16 protein-coding genes are annotated in these 22,245 nt (G+C 65.1%); 4 read left to right on the top strand and 12 right to left on the bottom strand.

Annotated features, from left to right (window positions below):
* Window positions 1-264 precede the first annotated feature (264 nt).
* Both L0U84_RS32575 and L0U84_RS32570 read left to right on the top strand, forming a co-directional pair.
* Entirely contained in the window at window positions 265-942 is a 678-nt protein-coding gene (locus tag L0U84_RS32575; protein ID WP_233856161.1) for a heavy metal response regulator transcription factor, read from the top strand.
* Window positions 942-2,357 (top strand): heavy metal sensor histidine kinase, encoded by a 1,416-nt coding sequence (locus L0U84_RS32570; RefSeq protein WP_233856160.1) that lies wholly within the window; start codon window positions 942-944, stop codon window positions 2,355-2,357. The genes L0U84_RS32575 and L0U84_RS32570 overlap by 1 nt, the downstream gene beginning before the upstream one ends.
* Here L0U84_RS32570 and L0U84_RS32565 read toward each other — a convergent pair.
* The 3 genes from L0U84_RS32565 to L0U84_RS32555 are packed head-to-tail and all read right to left on the bottom strand — an operon-like array spanning window position 2,332 to window position 8,262.
* Window positions 2,332-3,810 carry an efflux transporter outer membrane subunit gene (locus L0U84_RS32565; RefSeq protein WP_233856159.1) on the bottom strand — a complete coding sequence of 493 codons (1,479 nt, stop codon included), beginning with the start codon at window positions 3,808-3,810 and terminating at the stop codon, window positions 2,332-2,334. The genes L0U84_RS32570 and L0U84_RS32565 overlap by 26 nt on opposite strands.
* Window positions 3,811-3,825: 15 nt before the next feature.
* Window positions 3,826-5,046, bottom strand: a complete 1,221-nt coding sequence (locus L0U84_RS32560) for an efflux RND transporter periplasmic adaptor subunit (RefSeq protein WP_233856158.1) — start codon at window positions 5,044-5,046, stop codon at window positions 3,826-3,828.
* A 9-nt stretch (window positions 5,047-5,055) separates the two neighbouring features.
* Window positions 5,056-8,262, bottom strand: coding sequence for an efflux RND transporter permease subunit (locus L0U84_RS32555; RefSeq protein ID WP_233856157.1), 3,207 nt, complete (start codon window positions 8,260-8,262; stop codon window positions 5,056-5,058).
* 269 nt (window positions 8,263-8,531) lie between these two features.
* On the opposite strand from L0U84_RS32555, the gene L0U84_RS32550 reads away from it, so the two are divergent.
* Window positions 8,532-8,861, top strand: coding sequence for a DUF4148 domain-containing protein (locus tag L0U84_RS32550; RefSeq protein ID WP_233856156.1), 330 nt, complete (start codon window positions 8,532-8,534; stop codon window positions 8,859-8,861).
* A gap of 109 nt (window positions 8,862-8,970) precedes the next feature.
* Here L0U84_RS32550 and L0U84_RS32545 read toward each other — a convergent pair whose 3' ends face one another.
* From L0U84_RS32545 to ptsP, 3 genes are all read right to left on the bottom strand, one after another.
* Window positions 8,971-10,560, bottom strand: a complete 1,590-nt coding sequence (locus L0U84_RS32545; protein WP_233856155.1) for an aspartate:alanine exchanger family transporter — start codon at window positions 10,558-10,560, stop codon at window positions 8,971-8,973.
* Window positions 10,561-10,795: 235 nt separating this feature from the next.
* Window positions 10,796-12,592 (bottom strand): PTS glucose transporter subunit IIBC, encoded by a 1,797-nt coding sequence (gene ptsG, locus L0U84_RS32540; RefSeq protein ID WP_233856154.1) that lies wholly within the window; start codon window positions 12,590-12,592, stop codon window positions 10,796-10,798.
* A 22-nt stretch (window positions 12,593-12,614) separates the two neighbouring features.
* A complete protein-coding gene (ptsP, locus tag L0U84_RS32535; RefSeq protein ID WP_233856153.1) occupies window positions 12,615-15,161 on the bottom strand; it encodes a phosphoenolpyruvate--protein phosphotransferase in 2,547 nt (848 codons plus the stop codon).
* Between the two features lie 714 nt (window positions 15,162-15,875).
* Here ptsP and L0U84_RS32530 point away from each other — a divergent pair.
* Window positions 15,876-17,114, top strand: coding sequence for an MFS transporter (locus tag L0U84_RS32530; protein ID WP_233856152.1), 1,239 nt, complete (start codon window positions 15,876-15,878; stop codon window positions 17,112-17,114).
* An 87-nt stretch (window positions 17,115-17,201) separates the two neighbouring features.
* On the opposite strand, the gene L0U84_RS32525 is transcribed toward L0U84_RS32530, so the two are convergent.
* The 6 genes from L0U84_RS32525 to L0U84_RS32500 all read right to left on the bottom strand — a co-directional run bounded on the left by L0U84_RS32525 (window position 17,202) and on the right by L0U84_RS32500 (window position 22,189).
* On the bottom strand, window positions 17,202-17,540 hold the full coding sequence (locus L0U84_RS32525; protein ID WP_129960091.1) for a ribbon-helix-helix domain-containing protein: 339 nt from the start codon (window positions 17,538-17,540) through the stop codon (window positions 17,202-17,204).
* A gap of 66 nt (window positions 17,541-17,606) precedes the next feature.
* On the bottom strand, window positions 17,607-19,193 hold the full coding sequence (locus L0U84_RS32520) for a GMC family oxidoreductase (RefSeq protein WP_233856151.1): 1,587 nt from the start codon (window positions 19,191-19,193) through the stop codon (window positions 17,607-17,609).
* Between the two features lie 16 nt (window positions 19,194-19,209).
* Window positions 19,210-19,821, bottom strand: coding sequence for a tat (twin-arginine translocation) pathway signal sequence (locus L0U84_RS32515; RefSeq protein ID WP_233856150.1), 612 nt, complete (start codon window positions 19,819-19,821; stop codon window positions 19,210-19,212).
* A 63-nt stretch (window positions 19,822-19,884) separates the two neighbouring features.
* On the bottom strand, window positions 19,885-20,283 hold the full coding sequence (locus L0U84_RS32510) for a VOC family protein (protein WP_129960088.1): 399 nt from the start codon (window positions 20,281-20,283) through the stop codon (window positions 19,885-19,887).
* 11 nt (window positions 20,284-20,294) lie between these two features.
* Entirely contained in the window at window positions 20,295-20,873 is a 579-nt protein-coding gene (locus L0U84_RS32505; RefSeq protein WP_233856149.1) for a DJ-1/PfpI family protein, read from the bottom strand.
* 323 nt (window positions 20,874-21,196) lie between these two features.
* Window positions 21,197-22,189, bottom strand: coding sequence for a LacI family DNA-binding transcriptional regulator (locus tag L0U84_RS32500; RefSeq protein ID WP_233856148.1), 993 nt, complete (start codon window positions 22,187-22,189; stop codon window positions 21,197-21,199).
* Window positions 22,190-22,245 lie beyond the last annotated feature (56 nt).

Below are 22,245 nucleotides of genomic sequence, written 5' to 3'. Positions count from 1 at the left end.
ACACACGCGTCGCGCGCCACATCACCGCGCGCAGAGTACACGCAAAGAGCAGCATCGCAGCGTACGCTTCAAGATTCGCGCCGACATCAACTGCGCCACCAGGAATGTCTTCAACACTGCGTCCGCCAGGTCCACTCATGAACGCGTATCGGCTTGAAAGCGATCAATTCGTGTCGTAAGCGACTTGAATTGATGAACTCCACAAAGCCCATCGCTGAACGGACCGCATACAATCGTACCGAACACACTGAAAGTTGAACGACAATGCGCATCCTTGTGATCGAAGACGAGCCGAAAACGGGCGCCTACCTGAAGAAGGGCTTCGAGGAATCGGGCTACGCGGTGGACGTCGCGGCGGACGGCGCGGAAGGCCTGATCCTCGCGAAGGAAGCGGCGTACGACGTGATCGTGCTCGACGTGATGCTGCCTTCCATCGACGGCTGGACGGTGCTCAAGACACTACGCGCCACGCAAACCACGCCCGTGCTGTTCCTCACCGCGCGCGACGACATCAGCGACCGCGTCAAGGGCCTGGAGCTGGGCGGCGATGACTACCTCGTCAAGCCATTCGCGTTCGTCGAACTGCTCGCGCGCGTGCGCACGCTCGCCAGACGCGGTCCGCCGCGCGAGAGCGACGTGCTGTCGCTTGGCGATCTCGAAGTCGACGTCACACGCCGGCGCGTGAAGCGCGGTGCCACGCGCATCGATCTCACGCCGAAGGAATTCTCGCTGCTGCAACTGCTCGTGCGCCGCCAGGGCGAAGTGCTCACGCGCACGCAGATTGCCTCGTACGTGTGGGACATGAACTTCGACAGCGACACGAACGTGGTGGAAGTCGCCATTCGCCGCCTGCGCGCCAAAGTGGACGACGAATTTCCCATCAAGCTGATCCACACCGTGCGCGGCGTGGGCTACGTGGCCGAAATCAAAGAGCCCGCCTGATGGCCGCGCGTTCGCTGACCGCCACCCTTGCGCTGAGTTTCGCCGGCACGACGCTGGCCGTGTTCGCGCTGGTAGGCAGCACGCTCTATTTCACGCTCGATCGCGAGGTCAAGCGGCAGGACGATCTCGACATCGTGCTGATCGCGCGGCATACGCGGCGCCTCGCGGAGGAACTGCACAGCGCGCAGGACGTGCGGGAGCACGCGGAGAGGCTGACGAGTCAGGTGCTCGGCCATGCGGCGCTATCCATGAAAATACTCGACGCGGGCGGCACGCAGCTGATCGAGCACAACACGCAAGGCATCGCCGATGCGGGATTTGCGCAAGCCGCGCTCGCGCGGCGTCTCGGCTCGGCGCAACGCATTACCGAAGGCGACGTGGTCGAATGGCACAACGCGCGCGGCGTTCCGGTGCGCGGACTCGCCACGCAAGCGGCGCTCACCGACGGCACGCCGGTGACCATCGTCATCGCGCGCGACATGACCGACCGCTGGCTGCTGCTCGACCGCTATCGCGAGCGGCTCTACGCGTTCGGTTTCGCGGGCATGCTGCTCGCGTTCCTGATGAGCTGGCTGCTGGTGCGCGAGTCGCTGCGTCCGCTGCGCGAGATGGCGGCGCGGGCCGCCACGGTCACGGTCGACCGGCTCGATACGCCCATCGAAATCGAGCGTGCGCCGAGCGAGCTGCAAGCACTGACGAAATCGCTGAACGCGATGCTCGACCGTCTGCACGGCGGCTTCGAGCGCATGTCGCAATACACGGCCGATCTCGCGCACGACATGCGCACGCCGCTCGGCAACCTGCGCGGCGCGACCGAAGTCGCGTTGACGCGCGTGCGCAGCACGGCCGAATACGAGGCGTTGCTCGAATCGAATCTGGAAGAGTGCGAACGGCTTTCGCGCATGATCGAGAGCGTGATATTCCTTGCGCGCGCGGAGCACCCGCAGTTCATGACGACGCTCGGAGAGTTCGATGCCGAGGAGGCGCTCGCGCAGATCGCCGATTATTTCGAAGGTCTCGCGGAGGACGCGGGCGTGCGGATTCGCGTCGACGGGCAAGGTCGCCTGCGCGCGGATAAGGAGCTGTTCAGGCGCGCCGTCGGAAACCTGCTTGCCAATGCGTTGCGCTATACGCCGCGCGGCGGCGAGATCACGATGAGCGTTCGCCAGACGCAAACGACGGTCGAGGTCACGGTGACGAATCCGGGTGCCCCGATCGACGCCGAGTTATTGGAGCGCATCTTCGACCGCTTCTATCGCGCCGACGCCTCGCGGCGCAACGAATCGCGCACGGGCGCTTCGGCCGGGCTGGGGCTCGCCATCGTGCGCACGATCATGGCGCTGCACGGCGGCTCGGCGCGCGCGGAAAGCGATGCGGCGGGCACGCGATTCATCCTGACGTTCGCGCGTCTTTAGGCGTCGTACCCGGGTCGGCCAAAGCCGCGCGATCCCATCCGCCACCCAGCGCCTCGAGCAGATGCACGCTCGCATCGAGCCGTCGACCGGCGATCTGCTGTTCGTTGCGCTCGTTCGTGAGCGCAATGGTCTGAGCCGTCACCACGTCGAGATAGTCCACCGCGCCTGCCTGGTAGCGATTGGTCGTCAGCTTGAGCGAGAGTTGCGCGGCGGCCGTTGCGCGTTGCTGGCTTTCGGCTTCGTCGGCTAGCGTGTTCAGCGCGCTCAGGTTGTCTTCGACCTGCTGGAACGCCGTGAGCACGGTCTGCCGGTAGCCGGCCACCGCCGCGTCGTATTGCGCGTTGGCGCCTTTGAGCGTGGCATGGCGACGGCCGCCGTCGAAGATCGTGCCCGCGAGTTGCGAGCCGAGCGACCAGAACAGGCTCGGCGCGCTCAGCCACGGCGCGAAGAACGTGCTTTCGAGGCCGGCCGAAGCGGAGAGTGTGAGCTCCGGATAGAAGGCGGCATGCGCCTCGCCGATTCTTGCGTTCGCGGCCGCCACGCGCCGCTCGGCCGCGGCGATGTCGGGGCGCCGTTCGAGCAGCGCCGCGGGCATGCCCGCCGGAATCGGCGGCACGACGACCGGCTCGACCTGGGCAGGCAGCGCGAACGACGAGGCGGGCACGCCGATCAGCGTCGCGATCGCGTGCTGGCGTTGCGCGCGTTGCACGTCGACGTCGCTGTCGGCCGTGCGCGCGCTTTCGAGCTGCGTTTGCGCCTGAGCGACGGCGGAGGCGTCGATGGCGCCGTCGGCGAGTTGCTGCTGCACGATGCGCAGCGCGGCGGCGTAGGCCGTAACGGTGTCATCGAGCAGTCGTTTCTGGCGATCCAGCGTGCGCAGATCGAAGTAGTCCGTAGCAAGCTGGGTCGCGACCGAGAGGCGCACCGACTCGAGATCGGCTGCGCTGGCCTGCGCGTTGGCGTGCGCCTCGACGGTGGCGTCCTTCACCCGTCCGAAGAGGTCCGGCTCCCAGCTAGCCGTAACGCCCGTCGAATAGTCGGGAACCGTCTGGCCCGCGAGCGAATGGTCGATCAGATTCTGCGAGGTGCGGTAACGCTGCGCCGCCACGCCGGCCGTGACGGTGGGCGCATAGCCCGCGCGCTGGTAATCGACCATCGCGCGCGCGGCTTCGAGGTTGGCGACGGCCTGACGCACGGTCTGGTTCGACACGTCGACGCGCGCTTCGAGCGTATCGAGTTCGCTATCGCCGAACAGCGTCCACCAGGGGCCGCGCGGGTTCGCATCGGCGGGCGAAGCCACCGCCCAGCCGGAGGCGGCGGATTGCGTCGCAAAGTGCGTGGGCACTTCGACCGAGGGCACGCTGTAATGCGGCAACGTCGTGCACGCGGCGAGCGAGGCTACCGCGCATGCGGCGACGATTCTGCGCAGTGACGTGACAGGGCTGTCGAACATGATGGATCTCATCGCCTAAGCCTTGCTGTCCGGGGCGGCCGTTGTCGCCACGCGCACGCTTTGGCCGTCGGCGATCGCGTCGCCGGGGTTGTCGATCACGCGCTCGCTCGCTGCGAGTCCCGTTGCGACCTCGACGTAGGTGCCGAAGTCGCGGCCTATGGTGACCTTGCGAAGCCGCACCTTGTCGTGAGCGTCAACCACCGCGACCGTCACGCCATCCGGGCGAAACAGCAGCGCGCTCACGGGCAGTTCGAGCGCGGGCATCGCCGTGGTGAGCGCGAGATGCACCTGCGCGTAGGCGCCGGGCATCAATGCGCCGTCGTGATTGTCCACATCGACTTCCACGCGCAACGTGCGGCTCACCGGGTCGATCACGTTCGAACTGCGTGCAATGCTCGCCTCGAAGCGGCGGCCCGGATACTGTTGCGTCGTGACCGACACCGCCGTGCCGGGTGCGACGAGGCTCGCGTCGTCCTGCGGAACGTCGACGTAGACGCGCAGCCGGTCGGTCTGGGCAATGTGGAACAGCTCGCCCGGCATCGTGGCGAGCCCCGGTGTGCCGCCCGCCGTGACGAGCGCGCCCACCTGCACGTTGCGCGCCGTGATGACGCCGTCGAAGGGTGCCGTCACCAGCTGGTACGAAACCAGTTCCTGCAGGCGCGCCACGTTGGCCTGCGCCGCCTGGAGCGTGGCGAGTCTGGCGGCGGCGTCGCTCGTTTTCGCCTGCGCGTCCTGCTGCGACACCGATTGCGTCTGCAGCATCGTTTGCCAGCGCTGTGCCGTGCTGCTCGCGAAGCGATAGTTCGCTTCGGCCGTCGCTTCGTCGGCGCGCGCCTGTTGGAGCTGCGCGTCGAGTTCGGGAGTGTCGATCCGGGCGAGCGTCTGGCCGGCCTTCACGTGCGCGCCGATATCCGCGTACCAGTGCTGGACATAGCCACTCGTGCGCGCGTAGATCGACGCGTCGGCCCAGGAGGTGACCGAGCCGGGGAGCAGCAGGTCTTGCGTCGTCGGCGCGCGCGTAGCGGTGACCGTCGAGACGATCAGCTCTCGTTGCGCTGCGACCTGATGTGCCTGCGTCGTACGGGCTTCGAGGCGCGGTACGATGCCGGCGGCGAGCAACACCACGGCGACGCAGGCGAGGCCGATGGCGAGCCCGGGACGACGCGCCGCGGATCCGGCGCGCGCATATTGCTGTGCCGTGGCGTCGCGAGCCTCGGGCGGAATAGGCGGGTTCATCTGAAATCCTTATTCAACGTAAGTGGTTGCGGCGGCGCGCGCATCGTCTGTGGCGTCGCGCGCGGCGCGGCGCTTCGCGAGCCAGCCGTGCACCATGCCGAAGATCACCGGCACGAACACGAGCGTCGAAAGCGTGCCGATCGCGAGACCGCCGATCACGGCGCGCCCGAGCGGCGCGTTCTGCTCGCCGCCGTCACCGAGGCCGAGCGCCATCGGCAGCATGCCGATCAGCATCGCGAGCGCCGTCATCAGCACAGGCCGAAAGCGACTGAAGCCAGCGTCCAGCGCCGCGGCGAGCGGCGCCATGCCGGCGGCGAGCGACTCGCGCGCCGTGTTGATGACGAGAATGCTGTTGGCCGTCGCGATGCCCACGCAGAGGATCGTGCCCGTCAGCGCCGGCACGCTAAGGGTGGTTTGCGTGACGAACAGCATCCATGCGATGCCGGCCAGCGACCCCGGCAGGCCGCTCACGATGATCAGCGGATCGAGCCACGACTGGAAGTTCACGACCATCAGCAGGTAGACGAGCGCGATCGCGAACACGAGGCCTGCGGCGAGGCCGCTGAACGACGCGTTCATCGATTGCACCTGGCCGCGCATCACGATCGACGAGCCCGGCGGCAACTGCGCCCGCGCGGCATCCACGAGGCGGTTCACGTCCGACGCGACGCCGCCCAGGTCGCGCCCTTGCGTCGACGCGAAAATGTCGAGCACGGGCTGCACGTTGTAGTGCGACACGACCGCTTGCTGCGAACTGCGCGACACGGTTCCGAGCGTGCCCAGCTGGTTCTGCGGATTGACCGACACGGTTTGCGTGGTCACCGGAATATTGGCGAGCGTTTGCAGCGAATGGACGTCGTATTGCGGCACCTCGGTCATCAGCGGATAGCTGACGCCATTCTTCGGATCGAGCCAGAAGTTCGGCGAGGTTTGCGAGCTGCCGGACAACGCGATGAGCAGGTTCTGGGCAACGTCGCGCTGCGTGAGGCCGGCTTGCATGGCCTTGGTGCGGTCGACGTTCACGTTGATCGTGGGCTCGTCGCCGGGCTGCTGGATGCGCGCGTCGACGAGCCCGCGCACGCCGCGCATTTCATCGAGCAGGTGGTTCGCGACTTGCCGGTTCTGCGCGAGCTGGTTGCCGACGATCTGCACGTCGATCGGCGCGGGCAGGCCGAAGTTCAGGATCTGACTGACGATGTCGGCGGGCAGGAACGCGAAGCTCACGCCGGGAAACGCCGCGTCGAGCACATTGCGCAGCTTCGCGACGTATTGCGCGGTGGGCTCGTGCTTCGGCGCGAGCGTGACGAGGATGTCCGAGTCTTCGGGGCCGATCGGATCCGAGGAATCGTAAGTGAGGTTGATGCCGCTCACCGGCACGCCGATGTTATCGAGGACCGAGGCCTGTTCGGCGGCCGGAATGACGCTGCGGATTTTTGCTTCGACCTGATCGGTGATGCGGGCCGTTTCCTCGATGCGCGTACCCGTCGGCGCACGCAAGTGCAACCGGATCTCGCCGGTATCGACTGCCGGGAAGAAGTCGCGCCCAGTGAACGGCAACAACACGAGCGAGCCGAGACAGAGCGCGAGCCACAGCACGACGAAGCGACGGCGCTGCGCGATGGCGGCCTGCAAAATCGCCCGGTAGCGGCTGCGCAGGGACTCGAAGCGCTTCTCGAAGCCGCCCTGGAAGCGCGTCATCGCACCGCTTATACCGCGTGCGGGTACGGTGTTCCGTGAGCGCGCGCGCAGCAGATACATCGCGAGCGTGGGAATCAGCGTGCGCGAGAAGAAGTACGAGGCGCACATGGCGAACACCACGGCCTCGGCCATCGGCACGAACAGATAACGCGCGACACCGGAAAGCAGAAACATCGGCACAAACACGATGCAGATCGACAGGGTCGAGACGAAGGTCGGCACCGCGATCTCGCCGGAGCCGTTGAGGATCGCGTCGTGCAGCGGGGCGCCGCGTTCCAGATGATGCGTGATGTTCTCGATCGCAACGGTGGCGTCGTCGACGAGTATGCCGACGGCGAGCGCGAGCCCGCCGAGCGTCATGATGTTGATGGTTTCGCCGAGCGCCGCAAGTGCGATGAGCGAGGTGAGCACGGCCAGCGGAATCGTCACGGCAATGATGAGCGTGGCGCGCCAGCTGCCGAGAAAGAGCAGGATCATCGCGGCGGTAAGGCACGCGGCAATGAGCGCCTCGCGCACCACGCCCGTAATCGCCGACTTCACGAACACCGACTGATCGCCGAGCGGCGTGATCTTCAGCGCGTGCGGCAAGCCCGCGGCGATCTTCGGCAGCATCGCCTTGACCTGGTCGATGATCGTCAGGGTCGAGGCGCTGCCGGTTTTCTCCACGGTGAGGAGTGCGGCACGCTTGCCGTCGGCGCGCACGATATTGGTTTGCGGCGCGTAAGCGTCGATCACGTGTGCGACATCGCGCACGTACACCACACCGCCGTTCACGGTCTTGATGGGCAGATCGTTGAGCGCGGCCACCGTTTGCGTGCTGCCGTTCATCTCGACGTTGTACTCGCGCGAGCCGATTTTCGCGGTGCCCCCCGGCAAGATCAGGTTCTGCGCGTTGACGGCATTCACGACGTCTACCGGCGCGAGCCCCTTCGCCTGCAGCGCCTTCGGGTCCAGCTGCACCATGATCTGCCGGATCTTGCCGCCGTAGGGCAGCGGCACCGCCGCGCCTTGCACCGTGGCGAGCTGCGTGCGGATGAAGCTGTTGCCGAGGTCATAAAGCGACTGCTCGGGCAAAGTCGTGCTCGACAGGCCCAGTTGCAGCACGGGCACCGTCGAGGCGTTGTACGTGATGATGTTCGGCGGCAGCGTGCCCGGCGGCAGGACGCGCAGAATCGACGCGGAATTCGAGGCCGCCTCGGCGATCGCGCGGTTGATGTCCGCGCCCGGATGAAAGAACACCTTCACGACCGACACGCCGTTGAGCGACTGCGATTCGATGTGCTCGATGTCGTCCACGTCCGAGGTGAGGGCACGCTCGTAGTTCGACGTGATCCGATGCGCCATGTCCTCGGCGGAGAAGCCGTTGTAGCTCCAGACGATGCTGACCACCGGAATGTTGATGTTCGGAAATATGTCGGTGGGCGTGCGCATGACGGCGAGCGGGCCGAGGATGAAGAGCAGCACGGCGAGCACGATGAACGTGTACGGCCGCCTGAGAGCCAGTTTGACGATCCACATGACTTGTCCGGGTTGAGGCAGGGAGAGCCGCGCTCGAGGCGGCAAGGTTGGCGCAAGTATCGGGATTGCGCGCTTACCCGGTGCTGACCTCGACATTACGGATTTGACATCTATGGACGTGACGCCCAGATAACGAACTCGTAATCAACAGGTCAGCTTTGGGTCAGCGCCGCGAGACCAGAATGCAGCCAATCCTTCGCGACATCGCCGAGGGCGGCTGAGGCGGCATCACTTCCGATGCGGCGGCCATTCATTGAGAGGTGAACATCATGAAAGCACTCGTTTCCGCAATGCTCGTTGCCTGCGCGCTGGCCGCACCGGTTGCCGCGTTCGCACAGACCGCCGACGCGCCGGTGACGCACGCCCAGGTAGTGGCGGATGCCGTTCGTCTGGAGCAGGCGGGTTATCGGCCTTCGGCTTCGGAATACAACTATCCCGCTGACATTCAACATGCCGAGGGCATCGTCGCGCAGCAGCAGGCTCAACAGGCGGTGCCGGGAAGCGCCTCGGTTGGTGGCGTGTCGATGAAGGGCAGTTCGGATTCGGGTGCGCCGGCCGTGGCCTCCGCTGGCGGGCGTTCGATTTATGCGGGGCATTGAGCGCGAGCACGGCAGGTCTCGCGACGAGGCCTGTTGCGGCTTTTTCGCATTTGACAGTGGCGGTGCGCTCTCATGCGTGCCGCCGATGTCGGGTGAGGCGCAGGCGCGTCTACCCGGCTGCGATCGCGATGGCGATCTGCACGAAGAGCACCTTGACGATGGTCATCGACGGAAAAATCATCGCGTACATCACGTCGGGCTGATCCGTCGGCGCGATGCGGTTGGCGAAGGCGAGAATCGCGGGATTGCCGGTCGCGCCGCAGATCACGCCGACCGACGTGTCGAAAGACAGTTTGAATACCCACAGGCAGCACACGGCCGTGACGCCGACGAGCACCAGCAGCGTGATCACGCCAAAAAGCAGCAGCAGCGGTCCGGCGGTGCCGACGGTCTCGACGAACTTCGGTCCGCAAGAGAGGCCCACCTGCGCGAGAAAGATCGTGAGCCCGAGATTGCGCAGCACGAGATTCGCCGAAAGCGGCATCACCCAGACGAACGGTCCGTTGCGGCGCGCCTTGCCGAGACACAGCGCGACCAGCAGCAACGCCGCGAGACCCATGCTGAACGCGCCGAGGCCGGGCATGCGCAGCGGGATCGCGCCGACCAGCAGCCCCGCTGCCGCGCCGATGCCCAGACAGATGAAACTGAGGTCGGCCGTGCCCTTGATCGAATCGCCGAAGAACGCGCGGACCGTCGCCCGATGCGCGCTATTGACGAGCAGGCCGACGCGGTCGCCTGCTTCGAGAATGAGCTCTGGCGTCGACAATAGATCGGCGTCACCGCGCCGCACGTGCGCGATCGCGCAGTTCACGCCATCCGGAAAGCGTAGATTGCCGAGCGCCGTGCCGACGACCGACGGACTCGACGCGAACACGCGCATATAGTCCAGGTCTTCCCGATGACTCGTCATACGCCCAGGCTGTAGCTCGCCGCATAGCGCCGTTGCTTCGTCGAGCAGGCGGCGCTCGGTGGCGGTGGCAAGCAGGACGTCGTCGGCGCGCAGCGTGAAGTCGTCGGTGGGCAGCTGATTGTGATGCGCGCGCCGCACGGCCGCTATCGCTACGCCGGTAGGCAAGCGTGTAGATAGTTCCGACAGCCTGAGACCGAACAGACTGGCGTTGCGCAGCGCGATTTCCGCAGTCTCCAGCAATTTCGCGGGCGGCTTGGGTATCCTGGCTTTGAGCGTCGCGTTCAGCAGATAGAGGAATAGAATCGGCCCGGCCACGCCGAACGGATAGGTGACGCTATAAGCCACGGCGGCATTGCTGCTCTTCATCGACGCGATGGCAACCTGCAGGCTCGCCGTGCTCGTGCCGCTGCCGGCGAACATCCCGAGCGCGTCGGCTAGCGTGATGCCGAAATGGATCAGGGCGCACGCGACGAGACCCGAAGCGATGACACCCAGAAATGCGGCCGTATTGGCCTTCGCGCCTTCCCGGCTCGTAAGTCCGCGAAAGAACTGCGCGCCGTACTGAATGCCGATGCCATAAAGAAACAGCAGCAGACCGAGCGTGCCCAGCAACGCCGGCGGCGCGGATTTCGGCGCGAACGCGCCGAGCGCCAGTCCGACGAACAGCACGGCCCCGGAGCCCAGCGCCACACCCTTGATATTGATTTCGCCGATCAGGTAGCCGAGCGCAATGGTCAGAAAAAGCGCGATCAGCGGCTGATTTTCGAGGAAGGTTCTGACTGCTTCCATGCCGCCCCCTATAAGTAGACAAAGCAACGCGACTTCGCGCATCCACGAGGCAGGTATCGCGTTCGATGCGCTATTCATCAACCGGAACAAGGTCCCGCGAACCTGAACGCGACCCGGCGCGTGGCCCGGCGCGTGGCCCGGATCGCGGCCCGGATCGCGCCATGCGGACGCGTCGAGCCCATCTAGCTGCGAGGCGGTGCAGCGCGCGGCACGTGTCGACGATACCTGCCTGCTCCTATCGCATTGCGCCTGCGAGATTTCCCGCGCCAAGACCCACGATCAGATCGACCGCGCCGTTCTTCAACGCTTGCGTTGCGACCACGCCCGCCGCTTTCAATGCGGCCGCGTCGATGCGCGACGCGTCCGATAGCTCGACTCGCAATCGAGTGGCCGCCAGCGCGTCGAGCTTCCTGATGTTGGCCGCGCCGCCCAGCGCCGCACGAATCTTTTCCGCCTGCTCCGATTCTTGCGGCGGGCTTTGCGCCGCGCTTTGCACCGAGGCGGCCGCAGTCGCTGGCGCCGTCGCCGCCGCGCCTTCCACGTGAGGCGCGCCGGCCGCCGGCAGATCCGCGTCGGCGCCCGCTGTCTTCAGATAGTCCTGCATGTCGGTTTTCATGTTCTCCGACAATGGCCCGAAGATCGCCTGCACGCCGTTGCCCACGCGCACCACACCCGCGGCACCGAGTGCCTTGAGCTTGTGTTCGTCGACGCGCGCCGGGTCTTTCACGGAGATGCGCAGCCGCGTGATGCACGCGTCGAGACTCGTGATATTGGAGCGGCCGCCAAAGGCGAGCACGAGTTCGCGCGATCGTCCGCCCGCGCCGCTCGCGACAACCGGCGCCGTGTCCGCGGTGTCGTCTTCGCGGCCGGGTGTCTTGAGGTTGAAGCGCGTGATCACGAAGCGGAACACGCCGTAATAGATCACCGCGTAGATCGGACCGAGAATGAACACGTACCACGCGTGCGTGGCCTTGCCGCCGATCAGGTTGAACATCAGAAAGTCGATGCCGCCTTGCGAGAACGTGAAGCCCATGCGCATGCCGAGTGTGTTCGCGACGAACTGCGCCGATGCCGCGAGGCATGCGTGAATCAGGTAAAGCACCGGCGCGACGAACAGGAAGGCGAATTCGATCGGCTCGGTGATGCCGGTGAGGAAAGAAGTCAGCGCGGCCGACACCATCATGCCGCCAACGGCCACCTTCTTCTCCGGCTTCGCGCAATGCCAGATCGCGATCGCCGCGGCCGGCAGGCCGAACATCTTGAACAGGAACGCGCCTGCCAGGATGCCCGCGGTTCGGTCGCCCGCGAAATAACGGGTGATGTCGCCGTGAACCGTCTTGCCGGTAGTCGGGTCGAGGTAGCTGCCCATTTCGAAGAAGAATGGCACGTTCCAGATGTGATGCAGACCGAACGGAATCAGCAGACGTTCGACGAAACCATAGACCGTCGCGGCGGTGCGCGGGTCCGAAACCGCGGCCCAGTGAGAGAAGGCCTTGATCGCGCTGCCGATCGGCGGCCACACGAAGGACAGGATCGCGCCGAGCACGATCGAGCCGATCGCGGTCACGATCGGCACGAAGCGCTTGCCGGCGAAGAAGCCGAGATACGGCGGCAACGTGATCCGGTAGTAGCGGTTGAACATCCATGCCGCCAGACCACCGGCGAGGATGCCGCCGAACACGCCGGTCTGGATCGACGGTATGCCCATGATCGTGTCGGGTTCGATGCCCTGTATCTTGGCGATTACGCCCAAGGTGGCCGTCATCACCAGATACCCGATGGTTGCGGCGATGCCCGAGACGCCATCGTTCTCGGTGAAGCCGAGAGCGACGCCGATCGCGAAGATCAGCGGCAGGTTGCCGAAGATCACGTCGCCCGCATTCTTCATCAGCGCGAGCACGACGGCCGGCACGTAACCGTGAAAGTCGGTGGCGCCGAGACCGAGCAGCAGGCCGGCCACGGGGAGCACGGCGACGGGCAGCATCAGCGATTTGCCGATCTTCTGCAAAACTCCGAAGGCATGCGAGAACATGGCTGATCTCCTGTTGATCCGCTCAGTCGGCAAAGCGCGACAGATGCGCGCGGACTTCCGCGGCGGTGCCCAGACGCAGCACCTCCGCGGCGAGCTGCTTGGCTTCCTCGGTCGTCACGCGCGCAAGCTGGGCCTTGATCGAACCGACCGCGGGAATGCTCACGGAAAGCTCGTCGATGCCAAGGCCGACGAGCACCGGCACCGCCATCGCATCCGATGCGATGCCGCCGCAAATGCCGACCCATTTGCCGTGCTGGTGCGCACCGTCGACCGTCATGCCGATCAGACGCAGCACCGCCGGGTGCAGCGCGTCGGCCTGCTTGGCGAGCTGCGGATGGCCACGGTCCATCGCTAGTGTGTATTGCGTGAGGTCGTTCGTGCCGATCGAGAAGAAGTCGACTTCACGTGCGAGCGGCTCGGCGATCAGCGCGGCCGCGGGGACTTCGATCATGACGCCCACCTTCACGCTCGCCGCGCGATCGCCGGCCTCTTCGAGCAGGATCTTGCGCGCCGCGCGCACTTCCTCGACCGTGGCGATCATCGGGAACATCACGTGCAGATTGCCGAGCGGCGCCGCGCGCAGGATCGCGCGCAACTGCGTGCGGAAGATGTCGGGACGCTCCAGGCTCACGCGCACACCGCGCAGACCGAGAAACGGATTGTCTTCCTTCGGCAGCGGCAGATACGCGAGCGGTTTGTCGCCGCCGACGTCGAGCGTGCGGACCACGAGCGTCCGCTCGCGGCCGAGCGCTTCGGCGACGGCGCAATATTCGGTGGCCTGTTCGTCTTCGGTTGGTGCGGTGTCGCGCGCGTCGAACAGGAACTCCGAGCGCAACAGACCCACGCCTTCGGCGCCGGCCGCGACCGCGTCGCGCGCTTCCTGCGCATTGCGGATATTCGCGACGACTTCGACGCGGTGGCCGTCGGCCGTCATCGCGAGCTTGCTTGCCGCGAGCTTTTCGACTTCCCGTTTGGCGGCCTGGCGGCTGATGCGTTCGCGCGCCTTGTCGAGTTCCTCCGCGTTCGGGTTGCGCCGCAAGCTGCCGCGCGAACCGTCGAGCACGACGGGCGTGCCGTCCGCGAGTTGCAGCGCGCGCGCGTCGATACCGCAGATCGCCGGAATGCCGAGCGAACGCGCGAGGATCGCGACGTGGCTGGTCGCGCCGCCGGTCGTCGTGCAAAAGCCGAGCACCTTGCTGCGATCGAGCGACGTGGTGTCGGACGGCGAGAGTTCCTCGGCAATCAGGATCGACTCTTCCGGCACGTCGATCTGCGCCTGCTTCACGCCGGCGAGCAGCGCGAGCACCCGGCGGCCGACGTCGCGGATATCGCCGGCGCGTTCGCGCAGCAGCGGATTGTCGAGCCTTTCGAGCATGCTTGCCTGGTTCTGGAATGCTTCGCGCCACGCGAAACCCGCACCCTTTCCCGCGCTGATGCTGCCGATCGCCGCGTCGTTCAGATCAGGATCGTCCAGCAGTTCGAGATGCGCGTCGAGAATCTGCGCTTTCGACGGATCGGTGAGCGTCGCCTTGAGCGCCTCGATCTGCTGACGCGCCTGATGCTGGGCCGCTTCGAGTTGTGCCCGTTCGCGTTGCGGCGACTCGCCCGTTTCGTTCACCTCGATGACCTGCTGGCGGAACTGCACGATCTTGCCGACCGAAAGCCCGGGCGAAGCGGATACGCCGATGAATTCGTCGGTGTCGGCGGGAGCCGCCTCGTTCGGTGCCGGCACCGGCGCGGCCGGTGCGGTTGGCGCGGCCGCGGCGGGAGCGGGCGCATCGCCCGGCTTTTCGCCCGAGCCCTCGGCGAGCAGACGCGCGACCGCGCTGGCCGCCTCTGCCGCGTCGGGACCGCGGGCCTCGACGCGCAGCTTGTCGCCGAACTTCGTTGCGAGCCCCATGAGCGCGACGACGGACTTGGCATTACCGCTGGCGTCGCCGCGCAGCAGCCGAACCTCGGACTTGTATTTCTTCGCTTCGACCGCGACGACCGCGGCGGGCCGTGCGTGCAGGCCCGCCGGATTCGGCAACGTGATCTCGCCGGAGAGGATCGCACCGGTGGCGCTGGCCGTATCCTTGTCCTCGATGCCGCCGACTAGCTCGACGTACAGCGCGACGTCGGTGCCGGCGACGACGAGCCCTTTCGCGGGAACGTAGCGCGTGACGAGATCGCCATTGGCGATCACCATTTGCGTGAGTAGGCTGGCCGCTTTTGCGCCGACCACGATTGGATCGAAGCGGATCAGCGGCGTGCCCACTGCGACGGTGTCGCCTTCCTTGACCAACGGCATGAAGCCCTCGCCGCGCAGCAACACGGTGTCGAGCCCAATGTGCAGCAGCACTTGCAGACCGTTGTCGCCGGTGATCGTGGTGGCGTGAGCCGAGCTATGGAGTTGCGTGACCGTGCCGGCAAGCGGCGATAGCAGTTCATCCGAAGTCGGATCGATCGACACGCCATCGCCGACCATCTTCTGCGCGAACACCGGATCGGGCACGGTGTCGAGAGGAACCAGTACGCCCGAGAGTGGCGCCATCAACTCGATGCGCAGAGGACGCTGAGGAGCTTTCATCGCCACGACTCCTTGTACATTGACGCTCGCCCGAGGTGGTTCGATGCGAGCCGCATGAGCGCGGCATTCAAACCCGCGGTCGGCACCATTGCCGCTTACGTCGCTCACCCCTATGCGAGCGGCGCACGTCACGAAAGCATCGGTGACAGAAACTCAGGAAAGCAAAACAAGGTCGCGCTCCTCACCCGTATGCGCACTGATTCTGTCCGCGCGCGACATCCCGGCTCCCGCGATGGTTGCCGGCGACACAGCTTCGACCCGGGGTGAAAGGGCAGACATCGGGCGCGCTGCGACGGCGCGGTTTGGGTCTGCGGGTCGCCTCGCGCTCGTGGACGACCTTTGCACCGTGGCCGCGAAAAAGGGATCTGAAGCGCGCTCTGAAAAGGAGCATATGTTACTGAGCGCAGATTGCAAGACGAGACGATTTCGCGCCTGAACTCCTGAAATTGCCGATTTCTCGGCAGGAGATGGGCGCTGTCGTTACCGATTGGGCTGTGACGCCTTCTTTTAGTCTGTGTTTTATCCGCTTAGCGAAGGCGAGCCCTTATTGCCTTTGCCATCGGTCACTCGCGCGAATAGCAATTCAGTCACGCCGCTGCCTCTCCCGCCCACGCATTGTTCAGCCACGCCTTCTAGTCTTTTCAGCGGACGACTCTTTTTCCAAAGTGAGACCCCACCTAAAGTGTCAGACTTCATCCTGGCATCAAGGCCATCATGCAAATCGACACACCTACCACCGCAGCATCCCTGGAAGGAGATTCAACGTCCGCGGCCCAATGGCTATCCGTCATAGCTGTGGCGGTGAGCGCATTCGCGTTCGTCACGGCCGAGTTTTTACCTGTGGGGCTGTTGCCGCAAATCGCGCATGACCTTGGCGTGTCGACCGGTGTCGCCGGTTTGATGGTCACCACGCCGGGCGTGATGGCCGCAATATCGGCGCCGACGCTGATAGTCAGCGCGGGGCGCATGGACCGCCGCTACGTCTTTCTGCTTCTCACCGCGGTACTGCTGATCGCGAACGTCGTGTGCGCCATCGCACCGAACCTCGCGATCATGCTCGTGGGACGGGCTCTGCTCGGCGGCGCGCTGGGCGGCTTCTGGACCCTGGCGACGGCGGCGGCTCCCCGACTCGTGCAGGCGAAGGACGCGGCCAAAGCGACCGCGACCATTCTGACCGGCGTCACCTGCGCGACCGTGATCGGCGTGCCGCTCGGCACGTTCATCGCGTCGTTTGCCTCGTGGCGCATGGCGTTCGCTGCCACTGCGGGCCTCGTGTCGCTCGCCTTGCTGGCGCAGGCGTTCCTCGTGCCTTCGTTACCGTCGGCATCGGCGTTGCGGATCGCCGATTTCAAAACGCTGCTTGGCCGGCCTCATACGAGACTGAGCATGGTGATGGTCGCGCTCGTGTTCGGCGCGCATTTCTCGACCTACACGTACATTGCTCCGCTGCTCGAACATGACTTCTCGCTGAGCGCCATCACGCTGCTGCTGTTCGGATTCGGTCTGATCGGCTTCTTCTCCAACGCGTTGACGTCGATGGTGATTTCGGAGCATCTGAAGAAATCGGTTGCCGCGATGGTGCTGCTGCTATTGGGTGCAATGTCGTCGATGTTGCTGCTCGAACATTCGCCGATCGGCGAGACGGCGGGAATGCTGCTTTGGGGAATCGCGTTCGGCGCGCTTCCGCTTTGCTTTAGCGTCTGGATTCAACGCGGCACGACAGACTTGCCCGAAGCGGGGTCGGCGATGTTCGTCAGCATCATCCAGGTGGCGATCGCCGTGGGCTCGGCAGTGGGGGGCACGATTGTCGACCGTGCGGGGGTTCACGCCGACTTCACGCTGGGACTCGGGCTCGCGCTGCTGGGCCTCGTGGCGCTGCAACGGCTTGCCATGCTGGAACGGCCGGTTAGCGTGTCTTCCCTCGATTGCGCCTGCGATGCATCGGCTGACTGACACGTCGAGGCAGTACGGTGCGTGACTGAACCGCACCGCACCGCACCGCACCGCATTAACCAGCCACGGCGACGCCGCGCAAATCCCTCACACGGTCGCCTTCACGACTCTGGGCTGAAACGGAGCAGTGCGCGGCAGGTCGCCAGCGGCCTCGTCGCGCGCGGCGCTGGTCGAAAGATAACGCAGACAGCACACGCGCAAAAACGACGCGAAATTCAACGGTTCTTCGCCGCGCAAGGCGAACAGTTCGTCATGGAGCTTCACCGCGAACTGGGTCGTCGTCATGTTCTCGCGATTGGCGATTTCCTGGAGTACATCCCAGAAGAGATTTTCGAGCCTTACCGTGGTCACGGCGCCATGAATGCGCAGAGCGCGCGTACGCGACTCGTAGAGGATTGGATCAGCGTTGACATAGACATTGCACATTCGATCAGCCTCCCTCGCAAGTGATGACGTAGCGGGGTGCGCCCTGCACCCCGCTACGCGAACCAACTAGATGACGCGCCGGTTCATCTGCCGGGCGATATAGTCGGCCTGGCGGATCGCCAGCGTCACGATGGTCAGCGTGGGATTCTCGCCCGCGCCCGTCGTGAACTGGCTGCCATCCGATACGAACAGGTTCGGAATGTCGTGCGTCTGCCCGAAGCGATTGCACACGCCGTCCTGCGGCCGGGCACTCATGCGCGCAGTGCCGAGATTGTGCGTGGACGGATAAGGCGGCACGCGATACACCGTCTTCGCGCCCGCCGCGTCGTACACGGCCGTGCCCTGTTTGAAGCCGTGTTCACGCATGGCCTGATCGTTCGGGTGGTCGTCGAAATGAACATTGGCGACCGGCAAGCCGTATTGATCCTTGACGTCGTGATTCAGAGTAACACGGTTGGTCGCGCGCGGCATGTCCTCGCCGACGATCCACATGCCGGCCGTGTAAGCGTACGCATCCATCGCCTGCGTGAAATCGGGGCCCCACGCGCCGGGGTTCAGGAACGCTGCGTAGAACGGCAAGCCGAGCGAGACCGTTTCCATGTGATAGCCGCCCGCGAAGCCGCGCTTCGGATCGAAGCGCGCTTCGTCCTCGATGATGCCGGCCATCGTAGTGCCCTTGAACATCTCGACCTTGTTCTCGAACACGGCATAGACGGAGCCCGTCGTGTGGCGCATGTAATTGCGTCCCACCTGATCCGACGAATTGGCGAGCCCGTTCGGATAGCGGCTCGACGCCGATGCGAGCAACAAGCGCGGCGTTTCGATCGAGTTGCCCGCCACCGCCACGACGCGCGCCTTCTGGCGTTGCAGCTTGCCGCTTTCGTCGTAGTAAAGCACGGCGTTCACCTTGCCTTTCGCATCGTGCTCGATACGAGCGACGTGCGAGTGCGGCCGCAATTCCATATGTCCCGTCGCCTGTGCCTTCGGGATTTCGGTGTACAGCGTGGACCACTTCGCGCCGAACCGGCAGCCCTGAAAGCAGAAGCCGCGTTGATAACAGTGGCTGCGATCGTCGCGAATCACGCTGTTGATCGCCATGTGCCCCGTGTTGCATTCGCGATAGCCCACCTTGGTCGCGCCGGCGAACATCACCTTGAAGTTGTTGTTGCCCGGCAGGCCCGGCCAGCCGTTCGTGCGCGTCACGCCCATCTTCTTTTCGGCGCGGTCGTAATAAGGATCGAGATCCTCGCGCGTCACGGGCCAGTCGAGCAGCGTCGCACCGTCGATCGCGCCATAGGTCGTGCGCGCCTTGAATTCGTACGGCTTGAAGCGCAGGCTCGCGCCCGCCCAGTGCGTGGTCGTGCCACCGACCGTCTTGCAGATCCACGCGGGGAGATTGGGGAAATCGTGCGCGACGCGCCAACTGCCCGAGGTCGTGCGCGGGTCGAGCCAGGAGAGCAGTTTGAAAGCGTCCCATTCTTCCGTTTTGAAGTCGGACTGCGTGTTGTGCCCGCCCGCCTCGAGCACGACCACGTCGACGCCCTTCTGGGCGAGTTCGTTCGCAAGCGTGCCGCCGCCCGCTCCCGATCCGATGATCACGACGACGTTGCTATCGTTGAGCGAAAAGCGCTTGCTGCTTTGTGAGGTTGCCATGTTGGGTCTCCCGATGTCACGCCGCCGGAACCGGGCCGCTGTCCTGCTCGGGCGGATTGGGCAGCCAGGCGAGATTGTTGAAGCCCTTGAAGAGATAACCGCCGTCGCCCTCGCTCGCGCCATAGCCGAAGTGCTGGTACGCGAGCGTGTTGCTGTAGAGCGAGACCACCGCCGTGCCGCGCACCGTTTGGAAGAACGGCGTGTCTGTGATAGCGGCGACGTCGCGCGCCTGCGCGTCGGCCGGCTGCCTGGTCCAGTCTCCGCCGGGCGCTTTCTGGTCGAGCGCCGCCACGCCGTCGGCCAGTTGCTTGCCCACGGCCGCATTACTCTGCGCCTTGGCATCGAGGTCTTTCACCACGAGCGCATAGACTGCGTCGTCGAGTGTCTTGTGCGGATAGAGCTGCTTCGTCATGGCGAGCAGCACGGCGCCCTGATGCGTGTCGAGATGTTGGAGTTCGAGCGCCCAGACGCGGCTAGGTGCGAATAGCGCGAGTGAGGAAGATACCGCGAGCGTGCCGATCAGAATGCCCGTGCCCTTCAGCCATTCCCGGCGCGTTAGCGCGATGCGCGCGCGCGTCTCACTTGCCGCTCGCTTGTCGAGGGCAATATCAATGGTCTTGCCAGTCATCGTCGTCTCCTACCATGTTGGCGCGCGGACTGTGGGCATCCTTGCGCGCGGGCGAGTGCCGGACTAACGATAGTGTCCGTGCTTCTCCAGCACCTCGATCTTGTAGCTGTCCGGGTCCTCGATAAAGAAGTAGCGCGCGAGCAGTTCGCCCGTGTCGTTCTTGAACTCGCGCAGATCCTTCGGCGCGAAGCCGAGACCGAGCAGGCGTTCACGCTCGGCGCGCGCATCGTCGACCGCAACCGCGACGTGGCCATAGCCGTCGCCATGCGTGTATGGCGTCTCGTGGCCCTTGTTCCATGTCAGTTCGATTTCGGCATCGGCTTCGGCATTGCGCAGATAGACGAGCGAGAAGTCGTCGAAATCGAGCCGATGGCTCGGCGTCATGCCGAGCACGGTCTCATAGAAGGCGAGCGAGCGATCGAGATCGCGCACGCGGATCATCGTGTGAATGAGCTTGGCCACGTCGTACTCCTTCAATGCGTGATGCGCGTACCGAGCAGTGTAAGGAACTGCGCGAGCCAGTTCGCGTGCGAGGTCCACGCGGGCGCGGTGACGAAATTCTCGTCGGTGATGGCGTCGGGCCAGTCGAGCGCCACGTACTCTGCGCCCGCGAGTTTGACTTCGGGCGCGCAGGCGGGATAAGCCGAGATGCGCCGGCCTTCGATCACGCCCGCCGCGACCAGCAATTGCGCACCGTGGCAGACGGCGGCAATCGGCTTCTTCGCTTCGGCGAATTGGCGCACCCAGCCGACTATCTTGTCGTTGAGCCGCAAGTATTCGGGGGCGCGGCCGCCGGGAACGAGCAGCGCGTCGTATTGAGCGGGATTCACCGATGCGAAATCCGCATTCAGCGTGAAGTTGTGGCCGCGCTTTTCCGTGTAGGTCTGATCTCCTTCGAAGTCGTGGATCGCGGTGCGAATCGCGTCGCCCGCGCGCTTGTCGGGCGCAACGACGTCCACCTTATGCCCGACCGCCGCAAGCGCCTGGAACGGCACCATCAGTTCGTAGTCTTCAACGAAATCGCCGGCGATGATCAGAATGCGTTTCGACATGGTTTGTATCCTCTCGAATCGGGTGGGGAATGGCGGGTGGACGTGCAATTGCGGCGCGCGTAAGGTGGCGGCCGTTGTGAAGCAATATAGCGAGCGACGCGCTGGGGGAGGTAATACGCGGCTAAATGCCGACCAGGGATTTCACCGAGTCGGAACCTGCGTGTGACGATGCCGTCGAATGAGTTCGCCTTCGGCGAATGCCGCCAATGCGGCAGCCGCGGCCGCCGTTGCTGGCATCACCGTGGCGGACGGATAGGTGCGCAAATCTTGAACCGCTCACACCGGGGTTAGCGTGTGGCTTTGAGTGTGCAGGTGAACGGGACTCAGCCCGAATGCGGCGGCGCGCAGGACTCACGCACGATCAAGGTCGCCGTGCATTCGACGCTCTTCGCCTCCTCTTCGCCACTGAGCTGCGCGATCAGCAGTTCAGCCGCGCGTTTGCCGATTTCCGCGCTGGGTACACGAACGGTCGTAATAGGAATGGGCAACTCGGCCATCACTTCGAAGTCGTCGAAACCGATCAGGCTGAGCTTGCCCGGGACATCATAGCCCGCGGCCATCGCTTCGAGCATCGCGCCCGTTGCGAACGATCCGTTGCCGCAGACGATCGCGGTAGGCGGAGCGATCGGTGCCGCCATGATCTGGCCGAACAGCCGCCGTCCTTCGTGCACGCCCCAATAGCCCTCGGCGACGTGCGCCGGATGGATCGCGATGCCGTGTTCGGCCAGCGCATCGCGAACGCCGTCGCGGCGCGCGGCGGCGCGGTCGTTGGTATCGGCGTTCTGCGCGATCATCGCGATGCGTCGATGGCCGAGGCCGAGCAGATAATTGGTTGCGTCGTAGAACGCGCGGTAGTTGTCGACACCCACGCAGATCGAGCGTTGCTTCGCGGCGAACGTGAAGGTGCTCACGCACGGCACGCCGCGTTGTTCCAGCAACGGGTAGAGGTCGGAGTGGTGACCTTCGCCGACCACAGCGATTGCATCGACGCCACGCTCGAGCATCTTGCGAACCTGCCGGTACTCGCGATCGAGGTCGTATTCCGAGCAGCCGAGCAGCAGCGTATAGCCACGCTCTTCCAGTTCGTCCTGCAGCACCTGAATTGCGGTGGCGAAGTGCTCATTGGCCAGCGTGGGCACCACGGCGCCCACGGTGCCCGTGCGTTGCGTGGCGAGCGCGCGCGCGGCCGCGTGAGGTACCCAGCCCAGATGATCGATGGCGATCTGGATGCGCTCGCGCACGCTCGGCGACACGATCTCGGGCGAATTGATGAAGCGCGAGACGGTGGCCTTCGATACGCATGCAAGCTCCGCCACGTCGCGTAGCGTTGCGGTACCCGGCCGGCCTGCATCGGATGATGCCGGCGGCAGGT

The organism is Paraburkholderia sp. HD33-4 (genome assembly GCF_021390635.1).
Taxonomy (GTDB): domain Bacteria; phylum Pseudomonadota; class Gammaproteobacteria; order Burkholderiales; family Burkholderiaceae; genus Paraburkholderia.
The sequence above is the reverse complement of the archived record's forward strand: the minus strand, read 5'-3'. Positions and strand labels throughout refer to the sequence as shown.

Bases quoted from the DNA above. Each gene is read 5' to 3' on its own strand.
- L0U84_RS32545 (WP_233856155.1), bottom strand. From the start codon at position 10,560: ATGGAAGCAGTCAGAACCTTCCTCGAAAATCAGCCGCTGATCGCGCTT.
- L0U84_RS32530 (WP_233856152.1), top strand. From the start codon at position 15,876: ATGCAAATCGACACACCTACCACCGCAGCATCCCTGGAAGGAGATTCA.
- L0U84_RS32555 (WP_233856157.1), bottom strand. From the start codon at position 8,262: ATGTGGATCGTCAAACTGGCTCTCAGGCGGCCGTACACGTTCATCGTG.
- L0U84_RS32565 (WP_233856159.1), bottom strand. From the start codon at position 3,810: ATGTTCGACAGCCCTGTCACGTCACTGCGCAGAATCGTCGCCGCATGC.
- L0U84_RS32525 (WP_129960091.1), bottom strand. From the start codon at position 17,540: ATGTGCAATGTCTATGTCAACGCTGATCCAATCCTCTACGAGTCGCGT.
- L0U84_RS32515 (WP_233856150.1), bottom strand. From the start codon at position 19,821: ATGACTGGCAAGACCATTGATATTGCCCTCGACAAGCGAGCGGCAAGT.
- L0U84_RS32520 (WP_233856151.1), bottom strand. From the start codon at position 19,193: ATGGCAACCTCACAAAGCAGCAAGCGCTTTTCGCTCAACGATAGCAAC.
- L0U84_RS32575 (WP_233856161.1), top strand. From the start codon at position 265: ATGCGCATCCTTGTGATCGAAGACGAGCCGAAAACGGGCGCCTACCTG.
- L0U84_RS32505 (WP_233856149.1), bottom strand. From the start codon at position 20,873: ATGTCGAAACGCATTCTGATCATCGCCGGCGATTTCGTTGAAGACTAC.
- ptsP (WP_233856153.1), bottom strand. From the start codon at position 15,161: ATGAAAGCTCCTCAGCGTCCTCTGCGCATCGAGTTGATGGCGCCACTC.
- ptsG (WP_233856154.1), bottom strand. From the start codon at position 12,592: ATGTTCTCGCATGCCTTCGGAGTTTTGCAGAAGATCGGCAAATCGCTG.
- L0U84_RS32560 (WP_233856158.1), bottom strand. From the start codon at position 5,046: ATGAACCCGCCTATTCCGCCCGAGGCTCGCGACGCCACGGCACAGCAA.
- L0U84_RS32570 (WP_233856160.1), top strand. From the start codon at position 942: ATGGCCGCGCGTTCGCTGACCGCCACCCTTGCGCTGAGTTTCGCCGGC.
- L0U84_RS32550 (WP_233856156.1), top strand. From the start codon at position 8,532: ATGAAAGCACTCGTTTCCGCAATGCTCGTTGCCTGCGCGCTGGCCGCA.